Annotated in this window: 12 protein-coding genes and 1 pseudogene; 7 read left to right on the top strand and 6 right to left on the bottom strand. The window is 72.6% G+C overall.

Features of this window, described 5'->3' with window-relative positions:
- Positions 1 to 92: 92 nt before the first annotated feature.
- The gene (locus I4Q55_RS45515) at positions 93 to 1,778 is read right to left on the bottom strand and encodes a SulP family inorganic anion transporter (RefSeq protein ID WP_206797109.1); all 1,686 of its coding nucleotides are present in this window, start codon (positions 1,776 to 1,778) and stop codon (positions 93 to 95) included.
- Positions 1,775 to 2,185, bottom strand: a complete 411-nt coding sequence (locus tag I4Q55_RS45510; protein ID WP_206797107.1) for a metalloregulator ArsR/SmtB family transcription factor — start codon at positions 2,183 to 2,185, stop codon at positions 1,775 to 1,777. Before I4Q55_RS45510 ends, I4Q55_RS45515 begins: the two co-directional genes overlap by 4 nt.
- Before the next feature lie 191 nt (positions 2,186 to 2,376).
- On the opposite strand from I4Q55_RS45510, the gene I4Q55_RS45505 reads away from it, so the two are divergent.
- The 7 genes and pseudogenes from I4Q55_RS45505 (at position 2,377) to I4Q55_RS45475 (ending at position 9,167) form a co-directional block, all read left to right on the top strand.
- A complete protein-coding gene (locus tag I4Q55_RS45505; protein WP_206797105.1) occupies positions 2,377 to 3,267 on the top strand; it encodes a universal stress protein in 891 nt (296 codons plus the stop codon).
- On the top strand, positions 3,264 to 3,896 hold the full coding sequence (locus I4Q55_RS45500; RefSeq protein ID WP_206797103.1) for a CBS domain-containing protein: 633 nt from the start codon (positions 3,264 to 3,266) through the stop codon (positions 3,894 to 3,896). The genes I4Q55_RS45505 and I4Q55_RS45500 overlap by 4 nt, the downstream gene beginning before the upstream one ends.
- 84 nt (positions 3,897 to 3,980) lie before the next feature.
- A complete protein-coding gene (locus I4Q55_RS45495; RefSeq protein WP_374194542.1) occupies positions 3,981 to 4,583 on the top strand; it encodes a universal stress protein in 603 nt (200 codons plus the stop codon).
- Positions 4,584 to 4,660: 77 nt separating this feature from the next.
- A pseudogene (locus tag I4Q55_RS45490) lies at positions 4,661 to 5,299 on the top strand (universal stress protein); the annotation flags it as partial.
- A 99-nt stretch (positions 5,300 to 5,398) separates the two neighbouring features.
- Complete coding sequence (locus I4Q55_RS45485) at positions 5,399 to 5,947, top strand: HPP family protein (RefSeq protein ID WP_206797101.1); 549 nt, start codon at positions 5,399 to 5,401, stop codon at positions 5,945 to 5,947.
- Complete coding sequence (locus tag I4Q55_RS45480) at positions 5,944 to 6,837, top strand: universal stress protein (protein ID WP_206797099.1); 894 nt, start codon at positions 5,944 to 5,946, stop codon at positions 6,835 to 6,837. The genes I4Q55_RS45485 and I4Q55_RS45480 overlap by 4 nt, the downstream gene beginning before the upstream one ends.
- Positions 6,834 to 9,167 (top strand): phosphoketolase, encoded by a 2,334-nt coding sequence (locus tag I4Q55_RS45475; RefSeq protein ID WP_206797097.1) that lies wholly within the window; start codon positions 6,834 to 6,836, stop codon positions 9,165 to 9,167. The genes I4Q55_RS45480 and I4Q55_RS45475 overlap by 4 nt, the downstream gene beginning before the upstream one ends.
- A 61-nt stretch (positions 9,168 to 9,228) precedes the next feature.
- Here the strand turns inward: I4Q55_RS45475 and I4Q55_RS45470 are convergent, their stop codons facing one another.
- The 4 genes from I4Q55_RS45470 to I4Q55_RS45455 form a co-directional block, all read right to left on the bottom strand.
- Positions 9,229 to 10,674 (bottom strand): family 43 glycosylhydrolase, encoded by a 1,446-nt coding sequence (locus I4Q55_RS45470; RefSeq protein WP_206797095.1) that lies wholly within the window; start codon positions 10,672 to 10,674, stop codon positions 9,229 to 9,231.
- A 111-nt stretch (positions 10,675 to 10,785) separates the two neighbouring features.
- Positions 10,786 to 14,121, bottom strand: a complete 3,336-nt coding sequence (gene cydD / locus I4Q55_RS45465; protein ID WP_206797094.1) for a thiol reductant ABC exporter subunit CydD — start codon at positions 14,119 to 14,121, stop codon at positions 10,786 to 10,788.
- Complete coding sequence (cydB, locus tag I4Q55_RS45460) at positions 14,118 to 15,137, bottom strand: cytochrome d ubiquinol oxidase subunit II (RefSeq protein ID WP_206797093.1); 1,020 nt, start codon at positions 15,135 to 15,137, stop codon at positions 14,118 to 14,120. The genes cydD and cydB overlap by 4 nt, the downstream gene beginning before the upstream one ends.
- A 16-nt stretch (positions 15,138 to 15,153) precedes the next feature.
- Positions 15,154 to 15,500 (bottom strand): cytochrome ubiquinol oxidase subunit I (locus I4Q55_RS45455; RefSeq protein WP_206797092.1); only part of this gene is annotated, 347 nt, incomplete at its 5' end.

Below are 15,500 nucleotides of genomic sequence, written 5' to 3'. Positions count from 1 at the left end.
GTCCGAGCCGCCGGGCCCGGTGGTCGCCGGGACGGCACAGTCCACTTCGGACACCGAGCGGGGGAGGACGATGCGCGGGTACGGGTACGGCTTCAGCGCAGCCTGGGCCGGCTTTCCGGACCGACGGCCGTGGCATCGGGTGTCCGAGCGCGCCGCACGTGCGAGCGGGCGTGGGCGGCCGCGTCGTCGAGGTCGGTGAACAGGTGGTTCTCGTGCCGGAGCTTGCCGAGGGCGCCGGTGGCGGTCAGCAGGTGGCGGTGGTGCGTCCGGATTCCCTTCACCAGCACGGTGATGCCGCGGGCTTCCAGTTCTTCGATCGCTTCGCCGAGTGCTTTGGCGCCGGTGGCGTCGAGGAGGTGCAGGCGGGACAGCCGCAGGATGACGACGAGGACGTCGTCGGCGGTGCCGCCGATTTCGGTGACGATGCGCTCCGAGGCGCCCCAGAACAGGGCGCCTTCGAAGCCGAACACCGCGATGTGCTCGTCGCCGGGGGCGGCGGGGCCGGGCAGCGGGTCGCGGCGGGCGTGGGCGGCGCCGGCGAGGTGGCGCAGGGCGAAGAACGCGGCGACCAGCAGGCCGACCTCGACGGCGAGGATGAGGTCCGCCGCGACGGTCACGAGCGCGGTCACGGCGAAGGTGACCGCGCTGGAGCGGCTCGCGTGGACGACTTCGCGGATCGTGCCGAACGGCACCATCCGCAGGCTGGTGACCATGAGGACGCCGGCCAGCGCGGCCAGCGGGATCCGGGACACGAGCCCCGTGGCGGCGTAGATCACCGCGAGGATCACCAGGGCGTGCGTGATGGCCGCCAGCCGGGTCCGGGCGCCGGAGCGGACGTTGACGGCGGTGCGGGCGATCGCGCCGGTGGCGGGCATACCGCCGAAGAGCCCGCTGGCGATCGAGGCCAGTCCCTGGCCGACCAGTTCGCGGTTCGGGCGGGTCGGCCCCACCGGTGGCCCGCCGCGGGTCATCGTCACGGCGACGCGAGCGGAAAGCAGGGACTCGATCGCCGCCAGCGCGGCGACCGCGACGACCGCTCCGGTGAGGTCGCCGACGGCACCGAGGCTGAAGGACGGCAGTGCCGGAGCCAGGGTGCTCGGCAAGCCACCGATCCGCGGCAGGGGCGCGTGGACGACCTCGGCGGCGACGGTCGCCGCGGCGACCGCGAGCAGGGACGCCGGTATGCCGCGGTGCAGCTTGGGCAGCACCACCATGAGCACGGCGACCAGCACCACGGCCGCGATCGTCCAGACGGCCGGGCCGCCGCCGGTCACGGCACGGGCGACGGATCCGGCCGCGGCCAGGAGCGGGTTCTTCCCCGGCGGCGCGCTGGTGCCGACGGCCGCGGGGACCTGCTGCAGGAAGATGATGCAGGCGATGCCGAGTGTGAAGCCCTCGACGACCGGCCACGGGAGGTAGCCGACCAGCCGGCCCAGCCGCGCGGCTCCCGCGACGAGCACGACCAGACCGCCGAGGATCGAGACCAAAGCGACCGAGGACGCGCCGTGGGCCGCGACGATCGGGGCCAGGACGACGGCCATCGCACCGGTCGGCCCGGACACCTGGACCGGGGAGCCGCCGAACACCGCGGCCACGATCCCCGCCACGACGGCCGTGACCAGCCCCGCCGCCGGTCCCGCGCCGGAGCTGACCCCGAAGGCCAGTGCCAGCGGCAACGCGACGACACCGACCGTGACCCCGGCGAGCAGGTCCGCGCGCAGCACCGGCGGCCGCAGGTCGTAGTCGTCGCGGCCCGGCAGCAGGTCGCGGGCGGTCACACCCGTGCCGCGATCGCGTCGAGCACGGCTTGGGGACTCGCGCCGGGCAGCGACGGCAGCTCGCGCGCCGCGCGCAGCTGCTCGGAACCGGGGTGCAGCCCGGCCAGCAGGAAAGCGCGCGCGACCACGAGCAGCTCGGCCACGAGCGGTTCGGCAAGCCAGTAGTCGACGGCGTTGCCGGTCCGCGACGAGGTGACGACCCGGGTACGGCGCAACACCGCGAGGTGCTGGGACAGCTGGGAGGCTTCACAGCCGGTCACTTCGAGCAGCCGCGTCACCGGGGCACCCTCGTCGCCGGCCGCGGCCAGCACCTCCAGCACCTGGATCCGGGTCGGATGCGCGAGGCACTTGAACAGGTCGGCTTTGATCCGGTAGAGCGGCTCGGTCGTGCGGGACCTGGCGGGCATGAGTACCTCCTGGATTGATGATTCTATCAATCCATCAATTCGTGATGGACGCAGGCCGCCGTCTCGCCTGAAGCAGAGCGGCCAAAGGTCCTCGCGTGCGGGGACGAACGGCCGCAGCGTCCGCCCGCCGGCGAGCCCTACCTTCGAGCCGGATGCGTGGTCCGCGCACCGGAACCCGGAGGAAACAGGTCATGAGCACAACCGGAAACCCGCCGGTCGTCGTCGCCGTCGACGGTTCGGAAACGGCCGCGGCGGCCGCGTTGTGGGCGGCCGGGGAAGCCGCTCGCCGGCACGCGGCGCTGCTCGTCTTCACCGCGTACGGCTACGAGGACGCCGCGTTCGGCGGAAAGATGTACCCGCCGTCGGACTGGCTCGCGGTCAAGGGGGCCGAAGCCGGCGAGCTGCTGCGCACGACGCGGGCGACCCTCGAAGCCGCCGTTCCCGGAGCGGCCGTCTCCACCGAGGCCAGTGATCGCGGGCCGATCCCCGTCCTGCTGGAGGTCTCGGCACGGGCGCGGGTCCTGGTCACCGGAGAGCCCGTCGGCGCGATCGCGGGCCTGTTCAGCGGCTCGCCCGACGTCGACCTCGCCGCCAAGGCGCACTGCCCGGTCGTGGTCGTGCGCGGGAACGAGTCCGTGGACGGCCCGGTGGTCGTCGGCGTCGACGGCAGCCCCCTGAGCGAGGCCGCGATCGCCTGGGCGTTCGAGGAGGCCTCGCTCCGCGGTGCTCCGCTCGTCGCGCTGTACGCCTGGCACGACGGGGACACCGCCGGCCTGTTCAGCGACGGCAACGTCGCCTTCCAGGGCGAAGCCGTTCAGGACTCCGGCCGGCGGCTGCTGGCCGAGCGGCTCGCCGGCTGGCAGGAAAAGTACCCGGACGTCCAGGTCGAGCGCCGGGTCGAGCACGACAGGCCCCGGGCCCGGTTGCTGTCGGCGAGCCGCGGCGCGCAGCTGGTCGTGGTCGGCAGCCGCGGCCGGGGTGGTTTCACCGGGCTGGTGCTGGGTTCGACGAGTCAGGCTCTGCTGCATCACGCGTCGTGCCCGGTGATGGTGGTCCGTACCGAGAAGGAGAACCGGACATGAACGCCGGAATGGTGTCCGCGGTGATGACCGCCGACCCGATCACTGTTTCCCCGCAGACGCCGTTCAAGGACATCGCCGAGTTGCTGACCGCCAACGGGATCGGCGCGGTCGGTGTCCTCGACAAGACGGGCGCGCTCGTTGGTGTCGTCTCCGAGGCCGACTTGCTGCCGCACCTGTGGGAGGACCGCAAGCCCCGGTGGCGTGACCGCCGGCTGGCCCGCAAGGCGACGGCGTGCACGGCGAAGGACCTGATGACGAGCCCGGCCGTCACGATCGACGCCGAGGCGACGCTCGCCGCCGCCGCGGCGGAGTTCGCGCGCACCGGCGTTCGCCGGCTGTTCGTGCTGCGGGGCGGGAAGGTGGCGGGGGTGCTGTCCCGCCGCGATCTGGTGGCGGTCTTCACCCGCGGCGACGCCGACCTCGAGCGTGAGATCACCGACCGCGTGCGTGACCGGCTCGACCTCGGGCCCGACCGGGTTCGCGTGCAGGTCCGGGCCGGGGTCGTGATGGTCGTGGGGCGCGTGGAGCGGCGCAGCGACATCGACCCGGTGACGCGGCTGATCCAGGAGCTGTCCGGGGTGGTGGAGGTCCGCAACCGCCTGGACTACGTCTGGAACGACGTCGCCTGAGCGGCGCAGCTGTGCCGGCTCCGAGACCCGCAGGAGGAACTCCTTCGCCGCGCCGCTGAGATCGCCCGTGACCAGGCGCCGGGCGTGCGGGTCGAGACGTCGGTCCGGCTCGGGCTCGCCGTCGATCTGCTGCTCGCCGAGTCCGGCGGCGCGGCGCTCGTCGTCCTCGGTTCGCACGGTCTCGGTGGGCTGCGCGGCGCGGTGATCGGTTCGGTGGCCTTGCGGGTGGCGGCCGGGGCGTTCTGCCCGGTCGTGGTCGTGCCCGCGCACCGGCCCGAGCGGACCGGCCCGATCGTCGTCGGCGTCGACCCGTCGGGCTCCGGCGAGCACGCTCTGCGGTTCGCCATCGAGGAAGCCGCCGCGGTGCGGGCGCCGGTGCACGTCGTGCACGCCTGGCACGACGGCCCGCTGGTGCCCGAGGCGGAGCTCGCGGACATCGGGGTCACCGAGCAGCGCGAGCTGGACGCCCACCTCGCGGGCTGGGCCCGCAAGTACCCGGCGCTGGACATCACCGCACAGGCGGTCCGGGACCGCGTCGCGTCCAGCGCTCTGCTGACCGCGGCCGGCGACGCGCGGCTGATCGTCGTCGGCACCCGCGGCCGCGGCCCGGTCGCCGGCGGCGTCCTGGGGTCGACCGGCAACGCCCTGCTCGCGCACGCGGCTTGCCCGGTCGTGGTCGTGCACTGAACTCCGGGAGAGGAACCGCCGTACGTCGTCCGCCGGCGACCACGTGCCGACGGTCGCCGAAGAACAGCCCCGCGTCCGTCACCACGGCCGCCCGGGAGTGGAGCGCCGTCACCGCCTTGGTCCGGGAGTCGCGGCACGCCGAACTGCTGGTGCTGGGCTCGCGGGGACTGGGCGGCTTCACCGGGCTGCTGGTCGGTTCGACCGCGGTCGCCGTGGCCGCCCACACGCACTGCCCGATCGTGGTCGTCCGCGGCCGGAAGCCGCACGATCCGCCCCCGGTCACCGGGCCGGTCGTCGTCGGCGTCGACGGTTCGCCCGACAGCGAGGCCGCGATCGCGTTCGCCTGCGAGGAGGCGCGGTTGCGCGGCATCGGGCTCGTCGCGGTGCACACCTGGAGCGACGTCGTCGCTGACGGCATGCTGCGGCCGCACCCGTTGGCGGAGAACCCGGCCGAGATCGCGGCGGCGGAGCGCGTCAAGCTCGCCGAGCAGGTTGTGGGCTGGCAGCGCAAGTACCCGGAGCTGGCGATCGAGCTGGAGGTCACGCGCGGCCGGCCGGTGCGGACGCTGCTGGAGCGCGGCGAGCACGCGCAGCTGGTCGTGGTCGGCTGCCGTGGCCGGGGCGGGTTCACCGGCATGCTGCTCGGCTCGACCAGCCAGGCCCTGATCGCGCACTCGCCCTGCCCGGTGGCGGTGGTGCGGCCCCCGCGGACGTGATCGCGAGAAGGGACGTAAGTCCTCGCGACCGGTGACCGACGCCAGCGGTCACCACGTTCCCGGCTTTCTAGCTTGGAAGTGACCAGAAAGGACCTTCCGATGCGCGCACGCGACCTGATGACCTCGCCGGTGATCACCGTGCAGCCGTGGACTTCGGCCAAGGAGGCGGCCGAGCGGCTGTCCATGCACGGCTTCACCGCTCTGCCCGTGGTCGACGACGACGGCGGCCTGGTCGGCATCGTCGCCGAGGCCGACCTGATCCGCGGCCGCATCCCGGCCGATCCGCGCTATGTCCGCGAACCCCGCGAGAGCACCGCCGGCAAGACCGTCGGCGACGTCATGACCACTCCCGTCACCGCGATGGGCACCGGCACCGACGTCGCCGAGCTGTGCCAGGCCCTGGTGGACGCCCGGATCCGGGCGGTGCCGATCGTCGACGGCTCGGCCGTCGTCGGGATCGTCACCCGCGGCGACGTCGTCCGCATGCTCGCGCGGGAAGACACCGAGATCGCCCGGACGTCGGGCACCGACATCACCGACCAGTACGACGACGACACCGACCGGCACGTCGCCCAGTTGCTGGCGCTGGCTGTGCCCGGGGTCGTCGCCGCCGACACCGCGTACGCGGGTGAGGAGCAGACACGATGACCACCACCGACCCGAGGATCACCGTCGGCGTCGACGGCTCGGCGGGGTCGACCGCCGCCGTCGCGTGGGCGGCGAAGCTCGCTTCCCGGCGGCACCTTCAGCTGAAGATCGTGCACGGGCTGCAGGTCGCCGGTCTCTACTACGGCGGCGGGATGACCGGCGTCGGCGCGGCGACGCTGTTCGAGGCGGTCCAAGCCGACGGCGAACGCGCCGTCGCCGAGGCCCGCGCTCTGGCCTTGTCGGTCGACCAGGACCTCGTCGTCACGACCGAGCTGCCCAACGACCCGCCGGTGCCGATGCTGATCGAGGAGTCCCGGCACGCCCGGCTGCTCGTCGTCGGCCGGACCGGCACGGGCGGGTTCGCCGACATGCTCCTCGGCGGCACGGCGGCGTCGGTCGCCGCCCACGCGCACTGCGCGGTCGCTGTCGTCCGCGGGCACCACGACTCCGCGACCGGCCCCGTCGTGGTCGGCGTCGACGGCAGCCCGACCAGCGAGCAGGCCATCGCCGTCGCGTTCGAAGAGGCCTCGCTGCGCGGCGTCCCGCTGGTCGCGGTGCACGCCTGGAACGACGTGACCTACGAGGACGCCTTCGGCAGCGCGCGCATCCTGACCCAGCCGGAATCCCTCGAAGAGGGGGAGGAGCGGCTGCTGGGTCAGCGGCTCGCGGGCTGGCCGGAGAAGTACCCCGACGTCGAGGTCCGCCGGAAGCTGGTTCGCGATCGGCCGCGGCACGCCCTGCTCGAGGAGAGCGAGACGGCCCAGCTGGTCGTCGTCGGCAGCCGCGGCCGCGGCGGGTTCACGGGCATGCTCCTGGGCTCGACGAGCCAGGCGCTGGTCCAGCACGCCGGCTGCCCGGTGCTCGTGGTCCGCCCGGAGCGGAAGGCATGACCGCCGTCGACGTCCGGCCCGCGGTGCTCGGCAGCACCGCGCTGGCTCAGGTGGATGCCCTCTGGCGGGCCGCGAACTACCTCTCGGCCGGCCAGATCTACCTGATGGCGAACCCGCTGCTGCGCGATCCGCTCCGGCCGGAGCACGTCAAGCCGAGACTGCTCGGGCACTGGGGAACCTCGCCCGGCCTCAACTTCGTCTACGCCCACCTCAACCGGGCAATCCTCACCCACGACCTGAACGCCATGCTCGTCACCGGACCCGGTCACGGAGGTCCGGCGCTGCTGGCGAACACGTGGCTCGAAGGCAGCTACACCGAAGCCTGGCCGGAGGTCACGCGCGACGCGGTGGGGATGCGGGAGCTGTTCAAGCAGTTCTCCTTCCCGGGCGGTGTCCCCAGCCACGTGGCGCCGCAGGTGCCCGGGTCGATCCACGAGGGCGGCGAGCTGGGTTACTCCCTGGCCCACGCCTTCGGGGCCGCGTTCGACAACCCCGGCCTGCTCGTCGCCTGCGTCGTCGGGGACGGTGAGGCCGAGACCGGTCCGCTGGCGACGTCGTGGCACGCCAACAAGTTCCTCGACCCGGTCCGCGACGGCACGGTGCTGCCGATCCTGCACCTCAACGGCTACAAGATCGCCAACCCGACGCTGCTCTCGCGCATCCCGCACGCCGAACTGGACGCCCTGTTGCGCGGCTACGGCTACGCGCCGATCCACGTCGAAGGCAGCGATCCGGAGACGATGCACCAGGCCATGGCCGCCGCGCTCGACTCGGCGGTCGCCGACCTCGGGGCCCGTCCGATGATCGTGCTGCGCAGCCCCAAGGGCTGGACCGGACCGTCCGTTGTGGACGGAAAACCGGTCGAAGGGACCTGGCGCTCCCATCAGGTGCCGCTGGCCGAGGTCCGGCACAACCCCGGCCACCTGAAGCAGCTGGAGGACTGGCTGCACTCCTACCGTCCGGAGGAGTTGTTCGACGAGCGCGGCCGCCCGGTCGCCGACGTCACGGCGATGATCCCGGCAGGGGACCGGCGGATGGGTGCCAACCCGAACGCCAACGGCGGCATCCTCCTGCGCCCGCTCGCCCTGCCGGACACCGCGGCCCACGCCGTCGCCGTGCCCTCGCCGGGGGCGACGGTGGCCGAGCCGACCCGGGTCCTGGGCCGGTTCCTGCGCGACGTCTTCGCGCTCAACGCCGGCCGGGCGAACTTCCGCCTGTTCGGCCCCGACGAGACGGCCTCCAACCGGCTCGACGCGGTCTACGACGTCACCGGCAAGCAATGGCAGGCGACGGTCGAACCGGTCGACGAGCACCTGGCCCGCGACGGCCGGGTGCTGGAGGTGCTCTCGGAGCACCTGTGCCAGGGCTGGCTGGAGGGCTACCTGCTCTCGGGCCGGCACGGGCTGTTCTCCTGCTACGAGGCGTTCGTGCACATCGTCGACTCGATGGTCAACCAGCACATCAAGTGGCTGCGGGTGCACCGGCAGATCCCGTGGCGGCGCCCGGTGGCGTCGCTGAACTACCTGCTCACCTCGCACGTGTGGCGGCAGGACCACAACGGGTTTTCCCACCAGGACCCGGGGTTCGTCGACCACGTGGCGAACAAGAGTTCCGAGGTGGTGCGGGTGTACTTCCCGCCGGACACCAACACGCTGCTGGAGGTCGCGGCACACTGCCTGCGCAGCCGTGACTACGTGAACGTGGTGGTGGCGGGGAAGAACGACACTCCGAACTGGCTGGACGCCGAGCAGGCCGCGTTGCACTGCGCGCGCGGGGTGAGCATCTGGGAGTGGGCGAGCACCCACACCGACCGGGAACCGGACGTCGTTCTCGCCTGCGCGGGTGACGCCCCGACTCTGGAGGTCCTGGCCGCCGCGAAGATCCTGCGGCAGGAGCTGCCGGACCTCGCGGTGCGGGTGGTGAACGTCGTCGACCTGATGCGCTTGCAGCCGGAGGCGGAGCACCCGCATGGGCTCTCGGATCGTGAGTTCGACGCGTTGTTCACCCCGGACCGGCCGGTGATCTTCGCCTACCACGGCTATCCGTGGCTGATTCACCGGCTGGCCTACCGCCGCACCAACCACGCGGGGATGCACGTGCGCGGCTACACCGAGCACGGTACGACGACGACGCCGTTCGACATGCTGGTGCTCAACCACATGGACCGGTTCCAGCTGGTGATCGATGTGATCGACCGGGTGCCGGGCCTCGTCGCGACGGCGGGTGTGCTGCGGCAGAAGATGACCGAGGCCCAGGGCCGGCACAGCCGCTGGATCCGCACCCACGGCGAGGATCTGCCGGAGATCCGCGACTGGGCCTGGGAAGGCTGAGAACCCGATCGCCGCGGCCGGACCGGCCGCGGCGATCGCTTACCCTTCCGTCGGTCCTGCGCTAACCACGCCGCCACAGCTGGACGGCGAAGCCGTTGCAGGTGTAGAGCGAGAGCCGGGCACCGTTCACGGCCTTCCATTCGTAGTTGTCCAGGCACATGTTGCCGGCGACGTTGCGCAGCGAGAACCAGCCGTTGCCCTGGTCGATGATCTGCCACTGCTGGGCCGTCGAGGTGGTGCAGGCGACCAGGCCGACGTCGGCGTTCAGCGCCGTGCTGGCGTTGATGTCGGTCAGGCAGGTACCGGTGTTGCGGTTGCGGATCTCGTACCCGCCGGCGCCCTTGTAGTTGAATTCCCACTCCTGCGCGGCGTTGCCGTTGCAGCTGTACAGCCGCACGAGCGCGCCGGGTGTGGTGTCGAAGTCGTAGTTGTCGACGCAGCGGTCGCTGTACTGGCCCCGGATGCCGGGCGCGGTCATTCCGTTCGGCAGCGGCTGGCCGAAGAACGGGGCGCCGTTGTCGCTGAAGTAGAGCTGCTGGAAGCGGGTGTGCCGGTTCGGGTCGGTGAGCGCGTCCGGCGTCGGGTTGGCGTAGTCACGGGCGTGGTAGACCAACACGTCCGTGCGGTTGTCCTCGGCCACGGTGAAGCTGCCGTGGCCCGGGCCGTAGACCCCGTTCGCGGTCTGGAACACCGGGTTCGGGCTCTTGCGCCAGGAGGCGGGGTCCAGCAGGTCCGCGGTGTCGTCGGCCGTTAGCAGGCCCAGCTTGTACCGGGAGTCGGTCGCCGAGGCCGAGTAGGCGATGAACACGCGGCCGTTCTTGACCAGTGGCGACGGCCCTTCCACCACGCCGGCGACGCCTTCCATCTCCCAGGCGTGCGTCGGGCGCGCGATCTCGGTGACCGTGCCGGTGATGCCGGTGGGCCCGTTCATCCGGGCGATGTACATGTGGCTGTTGAAGTTGGTGGCCGGGCTGTCCTGGGCCCAGGTGAAGTAGCGCACCCCGCGATTGACGAACGAGGCCGCGTCGAGCTGGAAGGACTCCCACCCGGTGTTGAAGCGCTGGGGTGCGCTCCACGCGCAGGTCATCGGATTGGCGCAGGTGTTGCGGATCCAGTAGAGCCGCTGGTCGAATCGCGCGGTGCCGGGCGAGGCCGAGAAGTACATGTACCAGGCGCCGTCGATGAACTGGATGTCCGGCGCCCAGATCCACCCGCTCAGCGCGCCGCTCGACGGCGCGGTGAACGCGTTGACCGTCGCGGCGCCGCCGAGGCCCTGCAGTGTCGTGGCGCGTCGCAGTTCGACCCGCTTGTAGTCGGGGACCGAGGCCGTCATGTAGTAGTAGCCGTCGGTGTGCTTGTAGATCGCGGTGTCGGCGCGCTGCTGGATGACCGGGTTGTTGACCGTGATGAACTGGGCGCCGGCCGGCGGGGTGAACACGGTCAGCAGCACGATGAGCACGCCGAGTGCGACCGCCCATCGCTGACGGACACGGGTGAACGTTGCCATAGGTGGGCTCCTCGGGGGCCGGCGCACGAGCAGGTGCGATGTGAGCGCTAACAGAGTCTCCGGCGATTACGGGGATGTCAACAGCAGGGTTCGCGCCGCGGGTACGAAACCCTAGGTCGCGCTCACGGCGCGGCCGGCGGAGACCGCCACCACCGGAAGTGTCGCGAACTCCGCCGGCCGGTGTGTCACGACCAGCGCCGATCGACCTTCGGTCACCTTCAGCACGTCGGCCGCCAACGCCGCCGCCGTGGGTGCGTCCAGGTGCGCCGTCGGTTCGTCGAGCAGGAGGATCGGCCGGTCCGACAGCAGGGCCCTGGCCACGCCGATGCGCCGGCGCTCGCCGCCCGAGACCGGGGTTCCGTGGGCGCCCAGCGTCGTGTCGAGGCCGTCCGGCAGCCGGGCGAGCCACGGTCCCAGCTGGGCCAGGTCCAGTGCCGCCCGCAGGTCGGAGTCGCCGGCGGAGGGCCGGGCCAGGCGGAGGTTCTCGCGCACCGTGCTGTCGAACAGGTGGGTCTCCGGCCCGCACCAGGCGATCCGCTTCCGCACCGAGTCGCCCTCGCACGTCAACGTGTCGGTGTCGGCCAGCAGGACCCGGCCCGCCGAGGGGTCCAGGTAACGCATCAGCGCCGCGATCACCGTGCTCTTGCCCGCGCCCGACCGGCCGGTCAACGCGAGCCGGCACCCCTGGCCGAGGTGGAGGTCCACGTCCTGGACCGCGTCGGCCGTGGCCTGGGGCCAGCGCACCGACAGGCGTTCGGCGGTCAGCTCCACGGCGGCCGGGGCAGGACGGGTGGAGACGGTGTGGGGCGCGGGGAGGACGTCCAGTTCGGCGAGGCGACGTGCGGAGCCGGCGGCTCCGAGCAGCCGCTGCGCCGCCTCCGGCAGCCCCGCCACCAGCTCGGCCGTCGCCAGTGGCGTCAGCGCCAGCACCGCCAGCGCGGGGCCGGGAACCGCCGCCAGGACGCCCAGCGCCAGGCATGTCACCGACGTCAGCCCGACGGCCAGCGTGGCCATCCCGCCACCCAGGCCCCGCCACACCGCCGACCGGCGCTGAAGGGCTGTCAGGACGAAGTCGAGTTCGCGCAGCCGCGAGTGCCGCCGGGTCGCCGCGTCGTGGGTGATCAGGTCCGCCGACGCCTGCAGCAGTTCGACCGTTCCCGCGGTCAGGTCCGCGCGCAGGCGCGCTGTCTCGCGTTGTGCGCGGCGTGCCGCCAGGGCTGCCACGGCCGGGGCCAGCGCACCGGCGACGGCCAGGCCGAGGGCCGCCGCCAGACCCGCGCCGGGCAGGACGATCCCGAGGGTGACCGCGGTCGCCGACAACACCAGGAACGTCGACACGCCCGGGACCAGGCCGCGGACCAGGACGTCCTGCTGGCTGTCCACATCGGACACGAGCCGATGCAGGAGGTCGCCCCGGCGGAGACGGGCGGTGCCCGCCGGGCCGATCCGGACCAGCTGGGCCCACACCCGCACCCGCAGCTCGGCCAGGGCGCGCAGGGCGACGTCGTGGGACAGCAGCCGCTCGAGGTAGCGGAAGATCCCTTTGGCGAGGCCGAACGTCCGCACCGCGACGATCGCGACCATCAGGCTCAGCACCGGCGGGTGCAGGGCCGCGCTCGCGATCAGCCACGACGACGTCGCCGTGAGGGCGACTCCGGAGCCCAGGGCGGCCGTGGCGGCCAGGCAGGCCAGGGCGAGCCGCAGCCGGTGGGGCCGGATCGCCTCGCGCAGCGGCCGCCAGCGCGCCACGTCCACAGTGGACGAGGCAACGACCGGAGTGGTGGCCGGGCGCGTGACCGGCCGCGGTGGGACGGTGTCCGGGACAGCGGGAACGACGACCGGTTCGCCGAGCGAGACCACCCGGTCGCAGCGGGCCAGCACCGCCGGGTGGTGGCTGACGATCACCGCGGTCCGCCCGGACAGGACCTTGGGCAGCCGCTCCAGGATGGCAGCCTCGGTCTCCGCGTCGACGCCCTCGGTCGGTTCGTCCAGCAGGATCAGTGGCCGGTCGAGCAGCACCGCGCGGGCCAGTGCGACGCGGCGGCGTTGCCCGGTCGAGAGCCCGGCGCCCAGCTCGCCGATCACCGTGGACAGCGGGACGTCGAGTGCCGCGGTGTCGGCGGCGGCGAGCACGGCGTCGCCGGTCGCGTCGGGGGAGCCCAGGCGGATGTTCTCCGCCACCGTCCCGGCGACCAGGTGCGGTTGCTGCGGTACCCAGGCGAGGTGCCGGTGCCACGTGGCCCGCCCGATGTCGGCCAGGTCGACGTCGCCTGCCACGATCCGGCCGCCGTCGGGACGTCGCCAGCCGAGGAGCAGGTCGAGCAACGTGGACTTGCCTGCTCCGCTCGGGCCGGTGATGCCGACGACCTCGCCGGCCGGGACCTGGAGGCTGAACCGGTCGAGGATCGGCCCGGACCGCCCTTCGACCGTGACGTCTTCGCAGCGCAGAGCGACGCGGGTGAGGTCGGGAACGGTGCGGGTGCCGGTGTCGCCGGTGGGGGTGTCGGCGAGGGCGATGATCTCTTCGGCGGCGGCGAGGCCTTCGGCGCTGTCGTGGAACCGGGCGCCGGCCGCCCGCAGCGGCAGGTAGACCTCGGGGGCGAGGATCAGCACGACGAGCGCCGTCTGGAGGTCGAGTTCGCCGGCCAGCAGCCGCAGGCCGATCGACACGGCGACGACCGCCACCGACAGCGTCGCCAGCAGCTCGAGGGCCAGCGCGGAGAGGAACGCGACCCGCAGCGTCCGCATGGTGTGCGTGCGGTACTTCCCGGTGATCTCGCGCAGCGAGCGGATCTGCGCGCGGGCGCGGCCGAACGCGGTCAGCTCGGCGAGCCCGGCGACCAGGTCGAGGAAGTGGTTGCCCAGCACGGACAGCGTCTGCCACTGGCGCCGGACGTCGCGCTGGGTGTAGAGGCCGATGAGGATCATGAAGATCGGGATCAGCGGCACCGTGAACCCCACGATGACCGCGGCGACCCAGTCGGCGAGCAGGATCCGCACCCCCACCACCAGTGGGACGACCGAGGTGATCAGCAGCTGCGGCAGGTAGCGGGCGAAGTAGCCCTCCAGGCGGTCGACGCCGTGCGTGGCCAGGGCGGCGACCTCGGCGGGGGAGCGGCCGGCCGGCCGGGGCCCGAGCCGCAGCGCGGCCGCGATCACCGTTTCGTGCAGCTGGGAGAGGGCCCGGGCGGCGGCGCGGTGCGCGGTCGTCTCGGCCAGCCAGGTGATCCCGGCTCTGGCCAGGACGACCAGGGCCAGCAGGCCGAGCGGCAGCAGCAGGCTGGGGAGACCGAAGCCGTCGAGGAACGCCCACGTGATCGTCTTCGCCAGCAGTTCCGCCTGGGCGAGGACCAGCAGCGCGGTGAGCGCGCCCAGCGCGGCGCAGGCAAGGACGAACGGCCGGACCGCGCTCGCGTGGCGCAGCAGGCGGGGGTCGAGGGGCTTCACCGGCGGACCACGGGCAGGCCGCCGCCGGCCGGGATCGAGGCGCGGCTGATCCGCTTGCGGAACACCCAGTACGTCCAGGTCTGGTAGGCGAGCACGATCGGGGTGAACGCGACCGCGACCCAGGTCATGATCTGCAGGGTGTACGGCGTCGAGGCGGCGTTGGTGGTGGTGAGGCTGAACGCCGGGTCGGTGGTCGAGGGCAGGACGTTCGGGTAGAGCGACCAGAACAGCGTGAAGGTGACGGCGATGATCGCGCCGGCGGTGCAGGCGAAGGCGTACCCGTCCCGCTCACCGGTGGCGAACAGCACCGCCGCGACGAGCAGCGCGGCGGCGAGGGCCGAGGTGAGCCAGGCCCAGCCGCCGTGTTCGATAGCGGTGGAGGTGAGGAAGACGCCGCCGAACACGATCGCCGTGCCGCCGAGCGCGCGGCCCAGGGTGCGGGCCCGGTCGCGCAGGGCGTCGGTGGTCTTGAGGGTGAGGAAGACCGCGCCGTGGAAGGTGAAGAGGCTGAGCGTGGCCAGGCCGCCGAGCAGGGCGTAGGGGTTGAGCAGGGTGAAGAAGGTGCCGGTGAAGTGGTGCTGGGCGTCGAGCGGGACGCCGTGGACGATGTTGCCGAAGGCGACGCCCCACAGCAGCGCGGGGGCGGCGGAGCCGAAGACGATGATCCAGTCCCAGGTGGTGCGCCAGCGGGGGCTGTCGAGCTTGCCGCGGAACTCGAACGCGACTCCGCGCAGGATCAGGGCGACGAGCACGAGCAGCAGCGCGAGGTAGAAGCCGGAGAAGAGGCTGGAGTACCAGAGCGGGAAGGCGGCGAAGGTGGCGCCGCCGGCGACGAGGAGCCAGACCTCGTTGCCGTCCCAGACCGGGCCGATCGTGTTGATCAGGACGCGGCGGTCGGTGTCGTCGTGGCCGAGGACGCGCAGGAGCGTGCCGACGCCGAAGTCGAAGCCTTCGAGGACGAAGTAGCCGGTCCAGAGGACCGCGATGAGCAGGAACCAGATGTCGGTGAGGGCCATGGCGGTGCTCCGGCGCTTAGTAGGCGAAGGCCGCGGGGCGCGGCTCGTCGGACTCGGGTTCTTGCGGTGCTTCCGGTGGCGGTCCGGCCTTGGCGTAGCGGACCATCAGGACGCCGTCGACGACCGCGAGCACGCCGTAGAGCAGGGTGAACACGATCAGCGAGGTCAGCACGCTGCTCGCGGGGACGGTCGGCGACACCGAGTCGGCGGTTTTGAGCACACCGAAGACCGACCAGGGCTGGCGGCCCATTTCGGTGAAGATCCAGCCGACGCTGTTGGCCAGGAACGGCAGCGCGATCCCGGCGGTCGCGACGGGGAAGAACCAGCGGGCGCGCGGCGTGCGGCCGCGGCGGAACAACCACA

It is taken from the genome of Amycolatopsis sp. MtRt-6, assembly GCF_017308975.1.
Classification (GTDB): Bacteria; Actinomycetota; Actinomycetes; order Mycobacteriales; family Pseudonocardiaceae; genus Amycolatopsis.
Note: the sequence above shows the minus strand (reverse complement) of the source record. Positions and strands in the feature narration are given on the sequence as shown.

Coding starts and splice junctions, on each gene's coding strand:
- I4Q55_RS45510 (WP_206797107.1), bottom strand. CDS start 2,185: ATGCCCGCCAGGTCCCGCACGACCGAGCCGCTCTACCGGATCAAAGCC.
- I4Q55_RS45505 (WP_206797105.1), top strand. CDS start 2,377: ATGAGCACAACCGGAAACCCGCCGGTCGTCGTCGCCGTCGACGGTTCG.
- I4Q55_RS45500 (WP_206797103.1), top strand. CDS start 3,264: ATGAACGCCGGAATGGTGTCCGCGGTGATGACCGCCGACCCGATCACT.
- I4Q55_RS45485 (WP_206797101.1), top strand. CDS start 5,399: ATGCGCGCACGCGACCTGATGACCTCGCCGGTGATCACCGTGCAGCCG.
- I4Q55_RS45480 (WP_206797099.1), top strand. CDS start 5,944: ATGACCACCACCGACCCGAGGATCACCGTCGGCGTCGACGGCTCGGCG.
- I4Q55_RS45475 (WP_206797097.1), top strand. CDS start 6,834: ATGACCGCCGTCGACGTCCGGCCCGCGGTGCTCGGCAGCACCGCGCTG.
- I4Q55_RS45470 (WP_206797095.1), bottom strand. CDS start 10,674: ATGGCAACGTTCACCCGTGTCCGTCAGCGATGGGCGGTCGCACTCGGC.
- cydB (WP_206797093.1), bottom strand. CDS start 15,137: ATGGCCCTCACCGACATCTGGTTCCTGCTCATCGCGGTCCTCTGGACC.